Here is a 17,864-nt window from a genome sequence, read left to right on the forward strand (position 1 = left end):
CAACAGCGTTTCGGCGCTGCAAATTTTTCTGCAAATATTTCAGCCACCGTTCGCAGCGGTTGGCAAGAGGCGGCGTAACGGAGTCCCAAATGATGAAGCGCAGATCCTTCCTGGCCCTTGGCGGCGTCTCGATTTTGGCCTTCGGGGCCACCGGCGTCCGGGCCCAGACCACGCCGACACACGCCAGGGCCAGCTCGCCCGGCGGCGTACTGACGGTCGAGGCCTTCACCGACAATGACGGCCGGCCGATGTATGCGGTCATGCGCCAGGGCCGGGTGGTGGTGGCGCCGTCCAAACTGGGTCTGCTGCTGACCGACGCCCCCGCTCTGGAGCGCGGCCTGGCCATCACCGCCGGTCAGCCCGTGACCGTGGACGAGACCTGGGAACAGCCGTGGGGCGAGCGCCGCTTCATCCGCAACCACTACAACGAATGGCGGGTCAGCTACGCCGAGACCGCCGGCCTGCAACGTCGCGTGGATGTGGTCTTCCGCCTGTATGACGACGGCCTGGGCTTCCGCTACGAGTTCCCGGACCAGGCCGCGCTGAAGATCGTGCGCATCGGTTCGGAGATCACCGAGTTCAACCTGGCCGAGGACGGCGAGGCCATCTGGTGCCCGGCCTGGGAATGGAACCGCGAGGAATACCTCTACAGCCGCACGCCGATCAGCGCGGTCGGCAGCGCCCAGACGCCGATGACGGTCAAGGGCCAGTCGGGCCTGCACGTCTCGATCCACGAGGCCGCCTGCATCGACTACGCCGGGATGAACCTGCGCCGCTCGGAAGCGACCAGGTTCCGCGCCCAGCTGACGCCCGGTCTGACCAACGCCGCCGTGGTGCGCCAGGCGCCGTTCAATACGCCGTGGCGGACGCTGCAGGTGTCGGACACCGCCGCCGGCCTGATCGAGTCCAGCCTGATCCTGAACCTGAACGAGCCGAACAAGCTGGGCGACGTGTCGTGGTTCAAGCCGATGAAATATGTCGGCGTCTGGTGGGAAATGCATCTGGAGCTGAAAACCTGGGGTTCCGGGCCCAAGCACGGCGCCACCACCGAGAACACGATCAAACACATCGACTTCGCCGCCGAGCACGGCTTCGGCGGCGTCCTGGTCGAGGGCTGGAACAAGGGCTGGGACGGCCAGTGGTTCGCAAACGGCTCGGACTTCAGCTTCACCGAGGCCTATCCCGACTTCGACATCGAGGCGGTCTGCGCCCACGCCCGGTCCAAGGGCGTGCAACTGATCGGCCACCACGAGACCGGCGGCAACGCCTTCCATTATGAGCAGCAGCTCGAACCGGCCATGGCCCTGTATGAACGCTTGGGCGTCCATTCGGTGAAGACCGGCTATGTGGCCGACGCCCAGGGCGCGCGCGTCGCCGGGCCGGACGGCCGGATGGTCATGGCCTGGCACGAAAGCCAGGCCATGGCCCAGCACCATATGAAGGTCGTCGAGGTCGGCGCCCGTCACAAGGTGGCGATCAACGCCCATGAACCGTTCAAGGACACGGGCCTGCGCCGCACCTATCCCAACATGATCAGCCGCGAAGGCCAGCGCGGCATGGAATATGCGGCCTGGGGCAACCCGGGCAATCCGCCCGAGCACGAGCCGAACCTGGTCTTCACCCGCCTGCTGGCCGGGCCGATGGACTACACCCCCGGCATCTTCGGCATGGAGACGCGCAGCCCCGGCGGCGTGCAGACGACCTGGGCCAAGCAGTTGGCCCTCTATGTCGTCATCTACAGCCCGATCCAGATGGCCGCCGACCTGCTGGTCAACTACGAGGCCAATCCGGCGCCGTTCCAGTTCATCAAGGACGTGCCCTGCGACTGGGCCGAAACCCGCGTACTGGCGGCCGAGATCGGCGATTACGTCGCTATCGCGCGCAAGGACCGGGCGTCGGACGTCTGGGCCCTGGGCGCCATCACCGACGAGCATCCGCGCGTCCTGACCGCCCACCTCGACTTCCTGGACGACGGGCGCCGCTATCGCGCGGAGATCTACCGCGACGGCCCCGACGCCGATTACAAGGGCAAGCGCGAGGACATTGTCATCGAGCAGCGTGAGGTGACGTCGGCGGACACGCTGACCTTGGCCCTGGCGCCCGGCGGCGGCCAGGCGATCCGGTTCGTGCCGGTTGGAAGGGCACGGCGGTGACGATGACTACTCAGCCGTATTCCCTGTCGTCGAAGTCACCGCAGAATTCGTCGTCGAATTCTCTCACGCGTATCACTCCTTTTCCCTCATCCTCGGGCTTGTCCCGAGGATCCAGACTCCCGGTGTCCGCCGGTGCGTCGCGTCCTCTACGGAGCGTCTGGATCCTGGGCGCAAGGCCTAGGATGAGGGTGCTGAAAACGAGGTTGACGGCGATGTGGACAGGCGTCGCATGAGCCTGCTCGCCCACCGCCCGCGCCTGTCCGGCCTGGCGATCTGGAACATGTGCGTCGGCTTCTTCGGCATCCAGATCGGCTTCGGCCTGCAGAACGCCAACACCAGCCGCATATTCCAGACCCTTGGCGCGGACGTCGATAGCCTGGCCATCCTGTGGATCGCCGCGCCGCTGACGGGCCTGCTGGTCCAGCCGATCATCGGCCATTTCAGCGATCGGACCTGGACCCGGTTCGGACGCCGACGGCCCTATTTCCTGGTCGGCGCCATCGCCACCACCCTGGCCCTGATCGCCATGCCCAACAGCCCCAGCCTGTGGTTCGCCGCAGCCATGCTGTGGATCATGGACGCCTCGATCAACATCACGATGGAGCCGTTCCGCGCTTTCGTCGGCGACAACCTGCCGGAAGAACAGCGCACCGCCGGCTATGCGATGCAGAGCTTCTTCATCGGCGCCGGCGCGGTCTTCGCCTCGACCCTGCCGTGGCTGCTGTCCAACGTCTTCAACATCGCCTCGACGGCCGAGGCCGGCGTCGTGCCGCTGTCGGTCAAGATCGCCTTCTACGTCGGCGCGGCGGGCCTGTTCGCAGCCGTGCTGTGGACCGTGCTGTCGACCAAGGAATACAGCCCCGAACAGATCACCGCTTTCGAGCGCGCCAAGCAGGAAGCGCTGGGCGCCCCCGCCGACGACGGCCCCGAGGCGCCGGCGCGCAGCGTCCAGGGCTGGATGACCTCCGGCCTGGTGTGCGCCGTCCTGGGCGCCTTGGGCTTCGTCCTGATCGGCGCGTTGAACTTGGAAAAGGAGCTGCTGATCCTGGCCGGCTTCTTCGCCGGTTTCGGCCTGCTGCAGATCGCTGTCGGCATGATGCAGCGTCGCCGCATCGTCAACGCCGCCACCGAGATCCTGAACGACATCTTCCGCATGCCCGCCACGATGCGGGGGCTGGCCGTCGTTCAGTTCTTCAGCTGGTTCGCCCTGTTCTCGCTGTGGATCTACACCACCGCCGCCGTGACCAGCGTTCATTTCGGCACGACCGACACCACCTCGGCCGCCTATGCCGAGGGCGCGGACTGGGTCGGGGTGCTGTTCGGCGTCTATAACGGCGTGGCGGCCCTGGCGGCCTTCACCCTGCCGGTGCTGGCCAAGCGCATCGGCCGCAAGGCGACCCACGCCCTGATGCTGCTGCTGGGGGCGGCGGGCCTGTTCGGCGTCTTCGCCATACGCGATCCGGGCCTGCTGTGGTTGCCGATGATCGGCGTCGGCTTCGCCTGGGCGTCGATCGTCTCCATGCCCTACGCCATCCTGTCGGCGGCTGTGCCGGACCGGAAGATGGGCGTCTATATGGGCGTCTTCAACATCTTCATCGTCGTGCCCCAACTGCTGGCCGCCACCGTCCTTGGCCTGATCCTGAAGACCCTGTTCGACGGCCAGGCCATATGGGCCCTGGTCCTGGGCGCCGTTTCCTTCGTGCTGGCGGCGATCAGCGCCCTGCTGGTGCGCGAACATTCCCCCTCCCCCACGCGCAACCCGTGAGGCTTCTCCATGCGTAAGTTCAAAACCCTCAGCCTGGCGACCGCCGCCGGTCTGGCTGTCGCCTCCGCCGCGTCCGCCCAGTCCATCGCGCCGGGCGCCCCCGGCGACATGCCGACTTGGTCCAGCGCCGCCAAGACCGGCGCCGGCGCGTCCTACGAAGCCTATGTCGACGGCCAGTACCGCGACGGCGGCCAAACCGGGGCCGTGTCCAAGGTCTGGTTCTCGATCGCCGACGGCGTCCTGACCGAGACCATGTACGGCCTGATCCACGAGGCCCAGATCAAGGCCTTGCGCTTCGCCGTCGTCACGCCGGAAGGCCTGGCGCTCGAAGGGACCGACACCACCGAGCGGACCGAATACCTGCACATGGACGCCGAGGGGCGCCCGTTGTCGCCGGCCTACAAGGTCACGACGCGCGACAAGGCCGGCCGGTTTGAGATCGAGAAGCGCATCTTCACCGACCCCGACCGCAACGCCCTGGTGCTGCGGGTCGTCATCACGGCCCTGAGCGGCGAGGCCACGCCCTATCTGCTGCTGGAGCCGCACATCGCCAACACCGGCGTCGAGGATCGTGGCGCGGTGACGCCCCAGGGCTTCCACGCCTGGGAGGGCGACACCCATCTAGTGCTCAAGCCCAGCGAGGCCTTTGACGCCGCCAGCGTCGGTTTCGTCGGGGCGTCCGATGGTCTTACCGATTTAAAGGACGGCAAGCTCGACTGGACCTACGCCTCGACCGGCGACACGGCGGGCAACACGATGATGACCGGCGCCCTGCCGACCCTCCATATAGGCCAGAGCGTCAGCCGCGACTTCGTCATCGGCTTCGGCGGCAGCGAAGCGGCGGCCCAGGCGGCGGCGGACGGCGCCTTTGCAACGGGGCTGGACGAGGTGCTGGCCCGGTTCAACGGCGAGGGCGAGCGCGCGGGCTGGGAGGACTATGTCGCCTCCCTGACCGAGCTGCCGCGCATCGCGCAGCAGGCGACCGACGGCGGCAAGCTGGCCTATGCCTCGGCCCTGATGCTGAAGGTGCAGGAGGATCGCACCCACGCCGGCGCTCTGATCGCATCGCTGTCGAACCCCTGGGGCGACACGGTGGACGCGTCGAAATCCTCGACCGGCTACAAGGCGGTCTGGCCGCGCGACTTCTATCAGGTGGCCATGGCCCTGGCGGCCCTGGGCGACAAGGAGACCCCGCTGGCGGCCTTCAACTACCTGCCCCAGGTTCAGGTCGGCCCGAACACGCCCGGCAACACCGGCGTCGGCGGCTGGTTCCTGCAAAAGACCCACGTCGATGGCGAACTGGAGTGGGTCGCGGTCCAGTTGGACCAGACCGCCATGCCGATCATGCTGGGCTATCGTCTGTGGAAGATGGGCTGGCTGTCCGACGCCCAGATGACCGAACACTATCAGTCCATGCTGAAACCGGCCGCCGACTTCCTGGTGGACGGCGGCAAGATCGGCCTGTTGTGGAACGACTCCGAGGTCAAGCCGCCCTTCACCCAGCAGGAACGCTGGGAAGAGCAGCAGGGCTATTCGCCGTCATCGACCGCCGCCGTGGTCGCCGGCCTGACGGTCGCGGCCGAAATGGCGCGCGCCTCGGGCGATGCGACGGGCGCGACCCGCTATCAGATGGCCGCCGACAGCTATGCGTCCAAGATCGAAGACCGGATGTTCACCACCAACGGCGACTTCGGCGACGGCCGCTACTTCATCCGCATCACCCAGAACGAGAACCCCAACGACAAGGCCCCGATCGGCGCCGCCAACGGCCAGATCGCCCCGGCGGAAGACCGGGTGGTGGACGGCGGCTTCCTGGAACTGGTCCGCTATGGCGTGCGCAAGGCGGACGATCCGCACATCCTGTCCACCCTGCCCGTCTATGACGACCAGTCGCTGGAGCCGCTGTATCGCGTTCGTTACGACTTCGGCCCAGAGGGCGACAAGACGCCGGGCTGGCGCCGTTACGGCGTCGATGGCTATGGCGAGGATTATCTGACGGGCGCCAACTACGGCGTCGGCGGCGAGATGAGCCCCGGTCAGCGCGGCCGGGTCTGGCCCTTCTTCACAGGCGAGCGCGGTCACTATGAACTGGCCCGCGTCAGCGTGAACGGCGCACCGTCGCCCGCCGACATCGCCGCCATCCGCCAGACCTATGTGCGCGGCATGGAGCGGTTCGCCAATGACGGCCTGATGCTGGCCGAACAGGTCTGGGACGGCATGGGCGATCCGACGACCAAGGCCTACGCCCTGGGCCAGAATACGGACTCGGCCACCCCCCTGGCCTGGACCCACGCGGAATATCTGAAGCTGCTGCGGTCGCTGGCCGACGGCAAGGTCTGGGACAGCTACGACCCCGTCCAAGACCGTTACGCCCGCTGATAAAAAAGGCCCCGGAGATCGCTCTCCGGGGCCTTTCTCTTTTAAATCGGTCGCTGGATCAGAAGGCGAGCTTGATGGCGCCCACGATCCGGTCTTCGGCGCCCGGCACGCCGTCGACGTCGGTGTCGTAGTAGCGAACGTCCAGCCCCACCTTGTCGGTCAGGGCGTAGCCGACGCCGGCGTTCCAGGTAGTGTAGTCGTCCGTCACGTTCAGCCACTGCTTGCCGACGGCGCCCGAGATCGTCCACTTGTCGGCCGGGCTGAAGGCGGCGTTGACCTCGGCATAGGTCGCTTCGTCGTCGATGCCGAAGAAGTCGGGCGAGTAATAGACGGCGGCGCCGAAGGTGGCGGGACCGACCGCGCGCGAGGCAGCCGCCTTGAACTCCGCGTAGTTGTAGTCGGCGCCGTCCGGCTCTCCGACGTAGAGGTAGCCGATCACGCCGAAGTCCAGCGCGAAGCCGCCGGCCTCGGTGCGATAGCCGCCGTACAGATCGACTTCCGCATCGGTGTCGTCGCCGAAATCGACGTTCGAGGCCCAGGCGCCGCCGTAGAAGCTGCCCGACGTCAGATCGACGCCGCCCTGGATGGCGGGATCCTCGCCGGTCTGGCTGAAGCCGCGGAAGACATAGTCGCTGACGACGCCGACGTTCCAGGCGACATCGACGGTGCTCTGGGCCGAGGCCGGCGCGGCGAGGCCGATCAGGCCCATGGCGAGCGTTGCGGCGGCGGCCGCGCGGATGGTGGTCTTCTTCATAGTCTATCCCCTTGTTGTGCTTGTTCTATTCGAGGTCGGAAAAGTCGGGCGCGAGGTTTGGGAGCCGCGCCCGATTTCCGTCAGTGTTCCAGCGCTTCGCCGTGAAGCGAGGTGTCCAGACCGGCGGCTTCTTCCGCCTCGCTCACGCGCAGGCCCGTGGTGAACTTGCAGATGAACAGGATGATCAGGGTGCCGACGGCGCTGTACACGATGGTCCACAGAAGCCCCAGAGCCTGGGCGCCGACGTTGGCGCCTTCCGACAGGCTGTTGATCGCGGTCGTGGCGAACACGCCGGTCAACAGGGCGCCGATCAGGCCGCCCGCGCCGTGGATGCCGAAGGCGTCCAGGCTGTCGTCGTAACGCAGCAGCTTCTTGATCCACACCGACGAGGCATAGCAGACCGGACCGGCGATCAGGCCGATGATGACCGCGCCCTTGGGATCGACGAAGCCGGCCGCCGGCGTGATGGCGACCAGACCCGCAACGACGCCCGACAGCATACCGACCAGCGAGACCTTCTTCTTCTCGATATATTCGACGATCTTCCAGGTCAGGGCGCCCGCAGCGGCGGCCAAGATGGTGTTCAGCAGCGCCACGCCCATCAGGTCGTTGGCGGCGCCCGCCGAACCGGCGTTGAAACCGATCCAGCCCACCAGCAGCAGCGAGGCGCCGATCATGGTCAGGACCGGATTGTGCGCCAGGATCGGCTCGATGCCATAGCCTTTGCGACGACCCAGGAAGATGGCGCAGACCAGACCCGCGACGCCCGAGTTGACGTGAACGACGGCGCCGCCGGCGAAGTCCAGCACGCCGGCGCTACCCAGGAAACCGCCGCCCCAGACCCAGTGGCAGATGGGCGCATAGACCAGCAGCGACCACAGGGCGGTGAACAGCAAAAGCGCCGAATATTTCATCCGCTCGGCGAAGGCGCCGGTCACCAGCGCAGGCGTGATGATGGCGAAGGTCATCTGGAAGGAGATGAACAGGAACTCGGGGATGCCCGGCAGCAGGGCGTTGGCGGTTTGCAGCGACACGCCGTTCAGGAACAGCATGTCCAGGCTGCCGATATAGGGCTGAAGCCCCGCATTGCCGTTGGCGCCGAAGGCCAGGCTGTAGCCGGCGATGAACCACACCAGCGACACCACGGCGAACACGCCGACGGACTGGGTGATAGTGGCGATGACGTTCTTCTTGCGCACCATACCGCCGTAGAACAGCGCCAGACCGGGGAGGGTCATCAGCAGAACCAGGGCGGTGGATGTGCCCAGCCAGGACGTGCCTGCGCTATCCAATTCAAGCGCGGCCTGGTGGCCCAGCAGAGCTGGCGCGGCGTCCTGCGCATTGGCCGCTCCGGCGGCCATCAGACAGAGTGTTGGAAGAAGGAGCCCTGCGGCCCCCATAAGTCGGTTCGTTGTCCGCGACATGAGCTAGTACCCCCTATGCAATCTCGCAGTTGCGAAGGTTTTACTGCAATCGCGAAACACGCAAGGGGATTCACCGCCGCCGGTGCAACTTTCTTGCAACGGTCACACATTAAAAAGCATGAGACGCATGAACCGTGCGGTTTATGCGTCTCAAGAATCATTTTCGTGTCTTCACAGCCGAGATTGTGAGGCAGGAAATTCGCCGGGCGTTTGGGCCCATTTCCGCTGGACGGGCTTTAGGCCCAGTGCATCTGCACCCGATGCGCCGCCGCCCAGTGTATGGCGCGAATGGCGTCGATGACGGCTTCCGTCGCAGCGCGGGTGCCCAGAGCCCCGCCCAAATCCGCGGTGACGGCCCCAGCCGCCAGCACGGCGGCGACGGCGGCCTCGATCGAGTCGGCCTCGTCCTCCAGCTTCAGGCTGTGACGCAGCAGCAGGGCCGCCGACAGGATCGTCCCGACCGGGTTGGCCAGGTCCTGGCCGGCGATGTCCGGCGCCGAACCATGGATCGGCTCGAACAGGCCCGGACCGCCCGCGCCCAGCGACGCCGACGGCAGCAGGCCGATCGACCCGCCCAACACCGAAATCTCGTCCGACAGGATGTCGCCGAACATGTTCTCGGTCAGAATGACGTCGTATTCGCGCGGCTTCCTGATTAGGTGCATGGCCATGGAATCGACCAGGGCGTGCTCCAACTCGATCTCGGGGAATTCCTCGGCGTGGATGCGGGTCACCACCTCGCGCCACAGACGGCTGGTCTCCATGACATTGGCCTTGTCGACCGAGGTCACCTTGCCCCGTCGCTGGCGCGCGGTCTGGAAGGCGGCACGGGTGACGCGCTCGATCTCCGGCACCGTGTATTCGCACAGGTCGGTGGCGCGGTCGGCGGTGCGGGTCTTCTCGCCGAAATAGACGCCGCCGGTCAGTTCGCGGAAGACGATCAGATCGACGCCCTCGACGATCTCCTTCTTAAGCGGCGACCGATGCGCCAGCACCGGCGAAACCTGCAGCGGACGCAGGTTGGCGAACAGGCCCATGGCCTTGCGGATCGCCAGCAGGCCTTCTTCGGGCCGACGCTTGCCGCCGTCCCATTTGGGACCGCCGACGGCGCCCAGCAGCACGGCGTCGGAGGCGACGCAGGCGGCGCGCGTGGCCTCGGGCAAAGGCTCGCCCGTTTCGTCGATGGCGGCGCCGCCGATCAGGTGTTCGGAGAACTGGAAATCATGGCTGTAGAAGTCGCCGATGACGGCCAGAACGTCGCGCGCGGCCCGCGTCACTTCTGGTCCGACGCCGTCGCCGGGCAGCAGGACGATGTTGTAGGTCTTGGGGGCGGCGTGGGTCATCAGACGGTCTCTCTCGATCGCTCGTAGGCTTCGATCTCGGGCATGTTTGCTTGCAGCCAGCCCAGGGTGTCCACCCCGTCCAGCAGGCATTGGCGGGCGAAGGATTCGACCCCGAACGGCACGGGTTCGGCATTGCCGCGCTGGATCTGACTGGCTTGAAGGTCGATCGTGACCGGCTGATCCGGCTGCGACGCCAGATCGTCCCACACGGCCTGGCTGACGACGATGGGCAGCAGGCCGTTTTTCAGCGCATTCGATGTAAAAATGTCAGCGATCTCGGTCGAGATCACGGCCCGGAACCCATAGTCGTACAGGGCCCAGGGCGCATGTTCGCGCGACGAACCGCAGGCGAAGTTCTTGCCCGCCAGCAGGATGCGATGCTGGCTGGGGTCGATCCGGTTCAGGATCGCCTCGGGCTTTTCCGAACCATCCGCCTCGTAACGCCAGTCATGGAAGGCCGCCTTGCCCAACCCCTCGCGCGTGGTCGTGGTCAGGAAGCGTGCCGGAATGATTTGGTCGGTGTCGATATTGGCCTGGCTGAGCGTGACTGTCTTCGACGTGAGGACCTGGAAGGGCTCAGACATTTTGCGCTCCTACCGTCTCGCGCGCGGCGCTCGACTGCTTGAGGGCGGCGACCTCGTTCAGGAAGACGCGCGGATCGGTCAGCACGCCGGCCACGGCCGTCGCGGCCGCCGTCGCGGGGCTGGCCAGTATGGTGCGGGCGTCCTTGCCCTGGCGCCCTTCGAAATTGCGGTTGGAGGTCGAGACCGCCAGTTGCCCCGGCGAGACGAAATCACCGTTCATGGCGATACACATCGAACAGCCGGGTATCCGCCACTCGGCCCCGGCAGAGATGAAGACCTCGTGCAGGCCTTCCGCCTCGGCGTCGCGCCGCACGGCTTCCGAGCCCGGCACCACCAGCATCCGCAGGCCCGGCTTGACCTTGCGGCCGCGCAACACTTCGGCGGCGGCGCGCAGGTCGGGCAGACGGCCGTTGGTGCAGGAGCCGATGAAGACCACGTCCACCGACTGGCTGGTCGTCGCCTCTCCGGCGGTGAAACCCATATAGGCGATAGCCTTGCGGTCAGAATCCGACTGCGGCTGCGGCACCGGCGAACCGACGGGTGCGCCGGCGTCGGGGGTCGTGCCCCAAGTGGCCATCGGCTGGATGGCCGCGCCGTCGATGGCCACTTCCTTGTCGAAGACCGCGCCCGGATCGCTGGACAGTTTCAGCCATTCGGCCGTCGCCGCCTCATAGTCGGCGGGGAGGTGTTTCCTGCCGCGCAGCCAGTCGATGGTGGTCTGGTCCGGAGCGATCATGCCCGCGCGGGCGCCGGCCTCGATGGACATGTTGCACAGGGTCATACGCCCTTCCATGTCCAGCGACCGCACCGCCTCGCCGGCGTATTCGATGACATAGCCGGTGCCGCCGCCGAAGCCGATGGCGGCGATGACGGCCAAGGCGACATCCTTGCCCGAGACGCCGGGCTGCAGTTGTCCGTCCACCGTCACCCGCATGGCCTTGGCCTTGCGCTGCAACAGGCATTGGGTCGCCAGCACATGGCCGACCTCAGACGTGCCGATGCCGAAGGCCAAGGCCCCGAAGGCGCCGTGGGTCGCCGTGTGGCTGTCGCCGCAGACCACGGTCATGCCCGGCTGGGTCAGACCCAGTTCCGGCCCCATCACATGGACCACGCCGCGATCGTCGGAATCCCAACCCGCCAGCGGCACCCCATGCGCGGCGCAGTTCTTCTCCAGCCGATGCACCTGGGCCTCGGCCTGGGCCGTGACATAGGGCTTCAGCCCGTTCAGCCCCGCCGGCAGGGTCGGGGTCGAATGGTCCAGGGTGGCGTAGGTGCGGTCGGGGCGACGCACCTTCAGGCCGCGCGCCTCGATCTCGCTGAAGGCCTGAGGGCTGGTGACCTCGTGGACCAGGTGCAGGTCGATATAAAGGACCCCGGGCGTGTCGGCCGTTTCGGACCGCACGACGTGGGCGTTCCAGACCTTGTCGAACAGGGTCCGGGGGTTCGGCCCGATATCACGCATACTGGGCCACCGTCTCCGCCACGCCGTCGATGCGGTCGATGATGGCGATCAGTTCGGCGTCGTTGATCTCGCCGATCTGATCCGCGCGTTGTTTGAATCCGACGACCACGGCCGCCAGGCGTTCGCCCTCGATGGGGCGGCCGATGGTCTCGGCCCGCTTGGCGATGGCGTGACGGCCGGAATGTTTGCCCAGCACGAACCAGCTGCCCTCGAAGCCCACGTCCTGGGGCCGCATGATCTCATAGGTGCGGCTGTCGGCCAGCATGCCGTGCTGATGGATGCCCGCCTCGTGGGCGAAGGCGTTGATGCCGACCACCGACTTGTTGCGGGCGATGACCGTCTCGGTGATCTCGCACAGGATCTTGGAGGCGCGAACCAGATGGCGGCTGTCGGCGCCGGTCGTGACGCCGTACCGGTCCTCGCGGACCTTCAGGGCCATGATGACCTCTTCGATCGAGGCGTTGCCGGCGCGTTCGCCGATGCCGTTGATCGCTCCTTCGACCTGACGCGCGCCGCCTTCGATGGCGGCTAAGGAGTTGGCGACCGCCATGCCCAGGTCGTCGTGGCAGTGGGCCGAGAAGATCACATGCGGATGGCGCTTGTGGATCCGCGCCGCCAGGGCGCGGAAGGTCTCACGCACTTCTTCCGGTGTCGCATAGCCGACGGTGTCGGGCACGTTCAGGGTCCGGGCGCCGGCGTCCGCGGCGGCCTCCATCACATCGGCCAGGAACTCCGGCTCGGTGCGGAAGGCGTCCTCGGCCGAGAACTCGACATCATCGAACAGGCTGCGTGCATATTCGACCGAACGCACCGCCGTCGACAGCACCTCGTTGGTGGACATCTTCAGCTTGGCGGTGCGGTGGATCGGGCTGGTGCCGATAAAGACGTGGCAGCGGCGGTGCGACCTGGGCGCCGGAGCCAGGGCGCGGAAGCTGGCGTCGATGTCCTTTTCGTTCGAGCGCGACAGGGAGCAGAAGACCGGTCCCTCGATCTCGCCCGCCACGCGGCGGATGCAATCCTCATCGCCGGGCGAGGCGGCGGCGAAGCCGGCCTCGATAACATCGACGCCCAGATCGCGCAGGACCTGGGCCATCTTCACCTTGGCTTGGGCGGACATGGAGAAGCCGGGCGCCTGTTCACCATCCCGCATCGTCGTGTCGAAGATGATGACGCGGTTGGGGTCGGCGGCGATCTCCTCAGTTCGGGATACGCCGGATACTCGTACTTGTTCGGCGGTCATTACGCGGCCTCGGATTGAATAATGTCGTTGCCGATGCGGCGAACGCCGAACAGCCGGTCGATCTGGCGACCCAGATTGTCCATGCAGCGACCGGCGTCGCGGCCGCGCACGGTCAGAGCGATGTTGCGGAACGTGCCTTCGTCGGCCATCGCCATGCCGTCGATGTGGAAGCCCCGGCGCTCCACCAGGCCGATGAGACGCTGAAGCGAACCGTCCGCACGGTCGATCTGGATGTGGATCGTGTTGCTCATCTCAGGAGCCCTCCATCATTTCAGCATTGCTCTTGCCCGGCGGAACCAGCGGCCAAACATTGTCTCGGGAATCGATGACCACATGGGCCAGGCAGGGGCCGTCGGCAGCCAGCAGGCGCTGGATGCCATCGGACACCTGATCGCGGCGATCGATGCGGAAAGCCTCGACGCCGAAGGCCTCGGCGACCTTCACGAAGTCCGGATTGTCGGACAGGTCGATCTCGGAATAGTTCTCGGCGAAGAACAGCTCCTGCCACTGGCGCACCAAGCCCAGCGAGGAGTTGTCGATCAGCACGATCTTCAGCGGGATGCCGTAACGCTTCAGCGTCGCCAACTCCTGGATGTTCATCATGAAGCCGCCGTCGCCGGCGATCGTAACGACCGTCGCCGACGGATCGGCCAGCTTAGCGCCGATGCCGGCGGGCAGACCAAAGCCCATGGCCCCCAGCCCGCCCGAGGTGATGTGAGCTTCGGGCCGCGAGAAGCGACAGTGCATGGCCGCCCACATCTGGTGCTGGCCGACGTCGCATGCGGCGACGAAGTCATCGCCCGCTGCTTCCGAAACCGCCTTCAGCAATGCCGGAGCATAGACCCCTTCGCCCGGCGCATCATAGCGGTGCGCGCCGGCCTCGGCCGCGCGCGCGCAGTCGTCAGCCCAGCCATGGATGTCCAGCGCCGCGCCCGCGCGCATCCGCTGCGTCAGGGCTTCGACCCCTTCAGGCAATTCGCCGACGACGGCGACATTGGCTGCGCGCAGCTTGCCGACTTCCGAGGCGTCGATGTCGAAATGGACGATGCGGGCGTTGGGGGCGAACTCGGCCAGCTTGCCCGTGGCGCGGTCATCGAACCGGGCGCCGACGACGATCAGCAGATCGCTGTCCTGCACCGCGTTATTCGCGGCGCGCGTCCCGTGCATGCCCAGCATGCCCAGCATGCCCGGCGCGTCGGTCGGGATGGTGCCCAGGGCGTTCAGGGTCGAAACCTGGGGGATCCCGGTCGCGGCGACGAAGGCGCGCAGGGCCTCGGTCGCGCCGCCGATCTTCACGCCCCCGCCGATATAGACCAGCGGCTTCTTTGACGCGCGGATCGCGGCCTCGGCGGCGGCGATGGCGTCGTGATCGACGCGGGGGGTTTCGTTGGGAATGGAGAAACCGTAGTCATCGCTGGTCGTGGCGAACTGCACGTCCTTGGGCAGGTCGACCAGAACCGGGCCAGGGCGACCCGACCGGGCGATATAAAAGGCTTCCTCGATCGCGGCCGGAACCTCGGCGGCCGAACGGACCAGGATCGAGTGTTTCACGATCGGCAGGGTGACGCCCAGGATGTCGATCTCCTGAAAGGCGTCAGTGCCCATCAGGCCTTGCGCGACATTGCCGGTGATGCAGACCATCGGCACCGAATCCATCATCGCATTGGCGATGCCGGTGACCAGGTTGGTGGCGCCGGGACCCGAGGTGGCGATACACACCCCGACCCGGCCGCTTTTTCTTGCATAGGCATCGGCGGAGAAGGCCGCGCCCTGCTCGTGGCGGACCAGGATGTGCTTCAGCTTGGACCCGGCCAGGGCGTCATAGACCGGCATGATCGCGCCGCCCGGATAACCGAACAGCACCTCCACGCCCAGCCGCTCCAGGGTGGAGACCAGCAGGCGCGCGCCCGACTGGGGAGCGGCCTCGGCTGAGGGTTTGAAGGCGGCGGCGGTCATCAGGGTCATCCGGTCTTTTGCTTGGGCTCAGGCCGCTTCGGACTTGGGCGTGTTCAGCCAGGCCATGCGTTCGCGCAGACGCGCGCCGACCTGTTCGATCTGGCTTTCGCGGTCCGCCTTCAGCCAGGCTTCGTACTGCGGCTTGCCGGCCTCGTTCTCGGCGATCCAGTTGCGCGCGAAGGTGCCGTCCTGGATCTCGTCCAGGATGGTCTTCATGCGGGCCTTGGTCTCTTCGTTGACCACGCGCGGGCCGCTGGCGACGGCGCCATATTTGGCCGTCTCCGAGATAAAGTGGTGCATCTTCGAGATGCCGCCTTCGTAGAACAGGTCCACGATCAGCTTCAGCTCGTGCAGGCATTCGAAATAGGCGATCTCCGGCTGGTAGCCGGCCTCGACCAGGGTGTTGAAGCCCTGGATGACCAGTTCCTTGGCGCCGCCGCACAGAACGGCCTGTTCGCCGAACAGATCGGTCTCGGTTTCCTCGCGGAAGGTGGTTTCCAGCAGGCCGCCGGTCGCGCCGCCATTTCCCTTGGCATAGCCCATGGCCCGGTCGCGGGCCTTGCCGGTGACATCCTTCTCGATGGCGAACAGCGAGGGCACGCCACGACCACGCTGGAACTCGCGGCGGACCAGATCGCCCGGCCCCTTGGGCGCGACCAGGATCACGTCCATGTCGGCGCGCGGGGTGATGCGCTCGTAGATGATCGAGAAGCCGTGGGCGAACAGCAGGGCCGAGCCTTCCTTGGCGTTCGGCTCGATGATGTCGCGATAGACCTCGCCCTGGACCATGTCCGGGGTCAGGATGGCGATGATGTCGGCGCCCTTGACGGCCTCGGCCGGCTCGGCGGTCGCGACGCCGTCTTCGGCGGCGTGTTTCCAGCCCGTGCCACCGTGACGAACGCCGGCGACCACGTCATGGCCGCTGTCCTTCAGGTTTTGGGCGTGGGCGCGACCTTGCGAGCCATAGCCGATGATGGCGATGCGCTGGCCGGCGATGGCGCCGGGGCGGATATCTTCGTTGGTGTAGATGGTGATGGCCATGGGTCAGGCGTCCTGAGCAGCAGTTGTCTTGTGAGACGCCGGAACTTGAGCCGGCGGCGGGTTGGGGATGGTGACGGCGCCTTGGGCCGCAGAGGAGACCGAGGCGCGGTATTTGGCGAAGACACCTCGCGCCGGGCGGACTACGTGGGGCGTAAAGCCCGCCCGGCGCGTCGCCAGATCGACATTTACGTCGATCCGGCGGTTGGTGACGTCGATGGTGATGCGGTCACCATCGCGAATGAGAGCAATCGGGCCGCCGACGGCGGCTTCCGGCGAGACGTGGCCGGCGACGAAGCCGTAGCTGGCGCCCGAGAAGCGGCCGTCGGTCAGCAGGGCGACATTGTCGATCTTGCGGCCCTTCAGGGCGGCGGTGACCTGCAGCATCTCGCGCATGCCGGGGCCGCCCTTGGGCCCTTCGTAGCGGATGATGATGACATCGCCCTCGCCGACCGAACCGTCCTGAACGGCGTGGAAAGCGTCTTCCTCGCTGTCGAAAACACAGGCCGGGCCTTCGAACGTGTCGACCTTGTGGCCCGTCAGCTTAATGACCGCGCCCTCCGGGGCGACATCGCCGTAGATGACGGCATAGCTGCCCCGCGCCATGACCGGGGCGTCGAAGCTGGTCACCACCACCTGGCCGGGGGTTTCCTCGGCGTTGCCGGCCTCGGCGAACAGACTGCGGCCGCTGACGGTCGGGGTGTTCACGATCTTGCCGGCCTCGGCCATCCGCTGGGTGACCAGGCGGGTGCCGCCGGCGGCGAACAGGTGCGAAGCCAGGAAGCGGCCGCCGGGCTTCAGGTCGCAGATGACCGGCGCCTCGACGCAGGCCTGGTGGCAATCCTCGACGCCGAAATCGACGCCAGCCTCGGCGGCGATGGCCGTCAGGTGCATGACCGCATTGGTCGATCCGCCCGAGGCCGAGACCGCGACGGCGGCGTTCTTCAGGCTGGCGCGGGTGATGTATTTGCGGGCCGTGTCGCCGGCGAAGACCCGCTCGACGATCAGTCGGCCGCAGCGTTCGCCTTCGGCCGCCTTGTTCGGATCGACCGCCGGCACGTCATTGGCGCCCATGGGCGAGATGCCCATGACCGACAGGGCCATGGCCATGGTGTTGGCCGTGAACTGACCGCCGCAAGCGCCGGCGCCGGGGCAGACGGCCTGTTCGACCGCCTTCAGGCCCGCATCGTCCAGCGCGCCCGCGGAATGGGCGCCGATGGCCTCGAACACCTCCTGGACCGAGACCTCCTTGGCCCCGATCACGCCAGGCATGATCGTGCCGCCGTAATAGACCAGGCCCGGGATATCCATCCGCGCCAGGGCCATGGCCGCCGCCGGGATCGTCTTGTCGCAGCCGACGATGCAGACCACGCCGTCCAGCTGGTGGCCCTCGATGGCCAGTTCGATGCTGTCGGCGACGACCTCGCGGCTGATCAGCGAGGCCTTCATGCCCGCCGTGCCCATCGAGATGCCGTCCGTGACGACGATGGTGTTGAAATCGACCGGATAGCCGCCCGCCGCGACGATACCGGCGCGCACGTCTTTGGCCAGGCGATCCAAGTGCATGTTGCACGGCGTGACCGTCGACCACGTATTGACGATGCCGATCATCGGCTTGTCGAAGTCGGCGTCCTGCATGCCGGCGGCGCGCAGATATGAACGGGCCGCGGCCCGGTTCGGGCCAGCCGTCACCGCCGCGCTGCGCGCGTTGGGCTTTCTGGGCTGTGAGGTAGAATCTTGCGTCATCGGTCCGGTTCTTTTGGAAC

General features: G+C 66.8%; 13 protein-coding genes. 3 read left to right on the top strand and 10 right to left on the bottom strand.

Annotation, left to right across the window (positions count from 1 at the left end; translation table 11 throughout):
- Nucleotides 1-89: 89 nt before the first annotated feature.
- The 3 genes from ACODSC_RS13860 (at nt 90) to ACODSC_RS13870 (ending at nt 6,297) form a co-directional block, all read left to right on the top strand.
- Nucleotides 90-2,153, top strand: a complete 2,064-nt coding sequence (locus tag ACODSC_RS13860) for a glycoside hydrolase family 97 protein (RefSeq protein WP_488814574.1) — start codon at nt 90-92, stop codon at nt 2,151-2,153.
- Between the two features lie 229 nt (nt 2,154-2,382).
- Nucleotides 2,383-3,918, top strand: coding sequence for an MFS transporter (locus ACODSC_RS13865; RefSeq protein ID WP_488814576.1), 1,536 nt, complete (start codon nt 2,383-2,385; stop codon nt 3,916-3,918).
- Nucleotides 3,919-3,927: 9 nt separating this feature from the next.
- Nucleotides 3,928-6,297, top strand: coding sequence for a glucan 1,4-alpha-glucosidase (locus ACODSC_RS13870; protein WP_488814577.1), 2,370 nt, complete (start codon nt 3,928-3,930; stop codon nt 6,295-6,297).
- A gap of 58 nt (nt 6,298-6,355) precedes the next feature.
- Here ACODSC_RS13870 and ACODSC_RS13875 read toward each other — a convergent pair whose 3' ends face one another.
- The 10 genes from ACODSC_RS13875 to ilvD all read right to left on the bottom strand — a co-directional run bounded on the left by ACODSC_RS13875 (nt 6,356) and on the right by ilvD (nt 17,844).
- Nucleotides 6,356-7,051: a TorF family putative porin gene (locus ACODSC_RS13875; protein ID WP_135193441.1), complete on the bottom strand. Its 696-nt coding sequence runs from the start codon at nt 7,049-7,051 to the stop codon at nt 6,356-6,358.
- Between the two features lie 80 nt (nt 7,052-7,131).
- The gene (locus ACODSC_RS13880) at nt 7,132-8,475 is read right to left on the bottom strand and encodes an ammonium transporter (RefSeq protein WP_488814578.1); all 1,344 of its coding nucleotides are present in this window, start codon (nt 8,473-8,475) and stop codon (nt 7,132-7,134) included.
- A gap of 236 nt (nt 8,476-8,711) precedes the next feature.
- Nucleotides 8,712-9,818 (bottom strand): 3-isopropylmalate dehydrogenase, encoded by a 1,107-nt coding sequence (leuB, locus tag ACODSC_RS13885; RefSeq protein ID WP_426023824.1) that lies wholly within the window; start codon nt 9,816-9,818, stop codon nt 8,712-8,714.
- Nucleotides 9,818-10,402, bottom strand: a complete 585-nt coding sequence (gene leuD, locus ACODSC_RS13890) for a 3-isopropylmalate dehydratase small subunit (protein WP_476694395.1) — start codon at nt 10,400-10,402, stop codon at nt 9,818-9,820. The genes leuB and leuD overlap by 1 nt, the downstream gene beginning before the upstream one ends.
- A complete protein-coding gene (gene leuC, locus ACODSC_RS13895) occupies nt 10,395-11,864 on the bottom strand; it encodes a 3-isopropylmalate dehydratase large subunit (protein WP_488814579.1) in 1,470 nt (489 codons plus the stop codon). Before leuC ends, leuD begins: the two co-directional genes overlap by 8 nt.
- Entirely contained in the window at nt 11,857-13,104 is a 1,248-nt protein-coding gene (locus tag ACODSC_RS13900) for a 2-isopropylmalate synthase (RefSeq protein ID WP_488814580.1), read from the bottom strand. The genes leuC and ACODSC_RS13900 overlap by 8 nt, the downstream gene beginning before the upstream one ends.
- Nucleotides 13,104-13,355 carry an ACT domain-containing protein gene (locus tag ACODSC_RS13905; RefSeq protein ID WP_488814581.1) on the bottom strand — a complete coding sequence of 84 codons (252 nt, stop codon included), beginning with the start codon at nt 13,353-13,355 and terminating at the stop codon, nt 13,104-13,106. The genes ACODSC_RS13900 and ACODSC_RS13905 overlap by 1 nt, the downstream gene beginning before the upstream one ends.
- A 1-nt stretch (nt 13,356) precedes the next feature.
- Nucleotides 13,357-15,069 carry an acetolactate synthase 2 catalytic subunit gene (ilvG, locus tag ACODSC_RS13910; RefSeq protein ID WP_488814582.1) on the bottom strand — a complete coding sequence of 571 codons (1,713 nt, stop codon included), beginning with the start codon at nt 15,067-15,069 and terminating at the stop codon, nt 13,357-13,359.
- Between the two features lie 18 nt (nt 15,070-15,087).
- Complete coding sequence (gene ilvC / locus ACODSC_RS13915) at nt 15,088-16,101, bottom strand: ketol-acid reductoisomerase (RefSeq protein ID WP_488814583.1); 1,014 nt, start codon at nt 16,099-16,101, stop codon at nt 15,088-15,090.
- Nucleotides 16,102-16,104: 3 nt separating this feature from the next.
- Nucleotides 16,105-17,844 carry a dihydroxy-acid dehydratase gene (gene ilvD, locus ACODSC_RS13920; RefSeq protein WP_488814584.1) on the bottom strand — a complete coding sequence of 580 codons (1,740 nt, stop codon included), beginning with the start codon at nt 17,842-17,844 and terminating at the stop codon, nt 16,105-16,107.
- Nucleotides 17,845-17,864 lie beyond the last annotated feature (20 nt).

The organism is Brevundimonas sp. FG128 (assembly GCF_057809775.1).

What these genes read in the sequence shown, in the direction of transcription:
- ACODSC_RS13880 (WP_488814578.1), bottom strand. Translation starts at nt 8,475, where the DNA reads ATGTCGCGGACAACGAACCGACTTATGGGGGCCGCAGGGCTCCTTCTT.
- ACODSC_RS13870 (WP_488814577.1), top strand. Translation starts at nt 3,928, where the DNA reads ATGCGTAAGTTCAAAACCCTCAGCCTGGCGACCGCCGCCGGTCTGGCT.
- ACODSC_RS13905 (WP_488814581.1), bottom strand. Translation starts at nt 13,355, where the DNA reads ATGAGCAACACGATCCACATCCAGATCGACCGTGCGGACGGTTCGCTT.
- ilvC (WP_488814583.1), bottom strand. Translation starts at nt 16,101, where the DNA reads ATGGCCATCACCATCTACACCAACGAAGATATCCGCCCCGGCGCCATC.
- ilvG (WP_488814582.1), bottom strand. Translation starts at nt 15,069, where the DNA reads ATGACCCTGATGACCGCCGCCGCCTTCAAACCCTCAGCCGAGGCCGCT.
- leuD (WP_476694395.1), bottom strand. Translation starts at nt 10,402, where the DNA reads ATGTCTGAGCCCTTCCAGGTCCTCACGTCGAAGACAGTCACGCTCAGC.
- ACODSC_RS13860 (WP_488814574.1), top strand. Translation starts at nt 90, where the DNA reads ATGATGAAGCGCAGATCCTTCCTGGCCCTTGGCGGCGTCTCGATTTTG.
- ACODSC_RS13900 (WP_488814580.1), bottom strand. Translation starts at nt 13,104, where the DNA reads ATGACCGCCGAACAAGTACGAGTATCCGGCGTATCCCGAACTGAGGAG.
- leuC (WP_488814579.1), bottom strand. Translation starts at nt 11,864, where the DNA reads ATGCGTGATATCGGGCCGAACCCCCGGACCCTGTTCGACAAGGTCTGG.
- ACODSC_RS13865 (WP_488814576.1), top strand. Translation starts at nt 2,383, where the DNA reads ATGAGCCTGCTCGCCCACCGCCCGCGCCTGTCCGGCCTGGCGATCTGG.
- leuB (WP_426023824.1), bottom strand. Translation starts at nt 9,818, where the DNA reads ATGACCCACGCCGCCCCCAAGACCTACAACATCGTCCTGCTGCCCGGC.
- ilvD (WP_488814584.1), bottom strand. Translation starts at nt 17,844, where the DNA reads ATGACGCAAGATTCTACCTCACAGCCCAGAAAGCCCAACGCGCGCAGC.
- ACODSC_RS13875 (WP_135193441.1), bottom strand. Translation starts at nt 7,051, where the DNA reads ATGAAGAAGACCACCATCCGCGCGGCCGCCGCCGCAACGCTCGCCATG.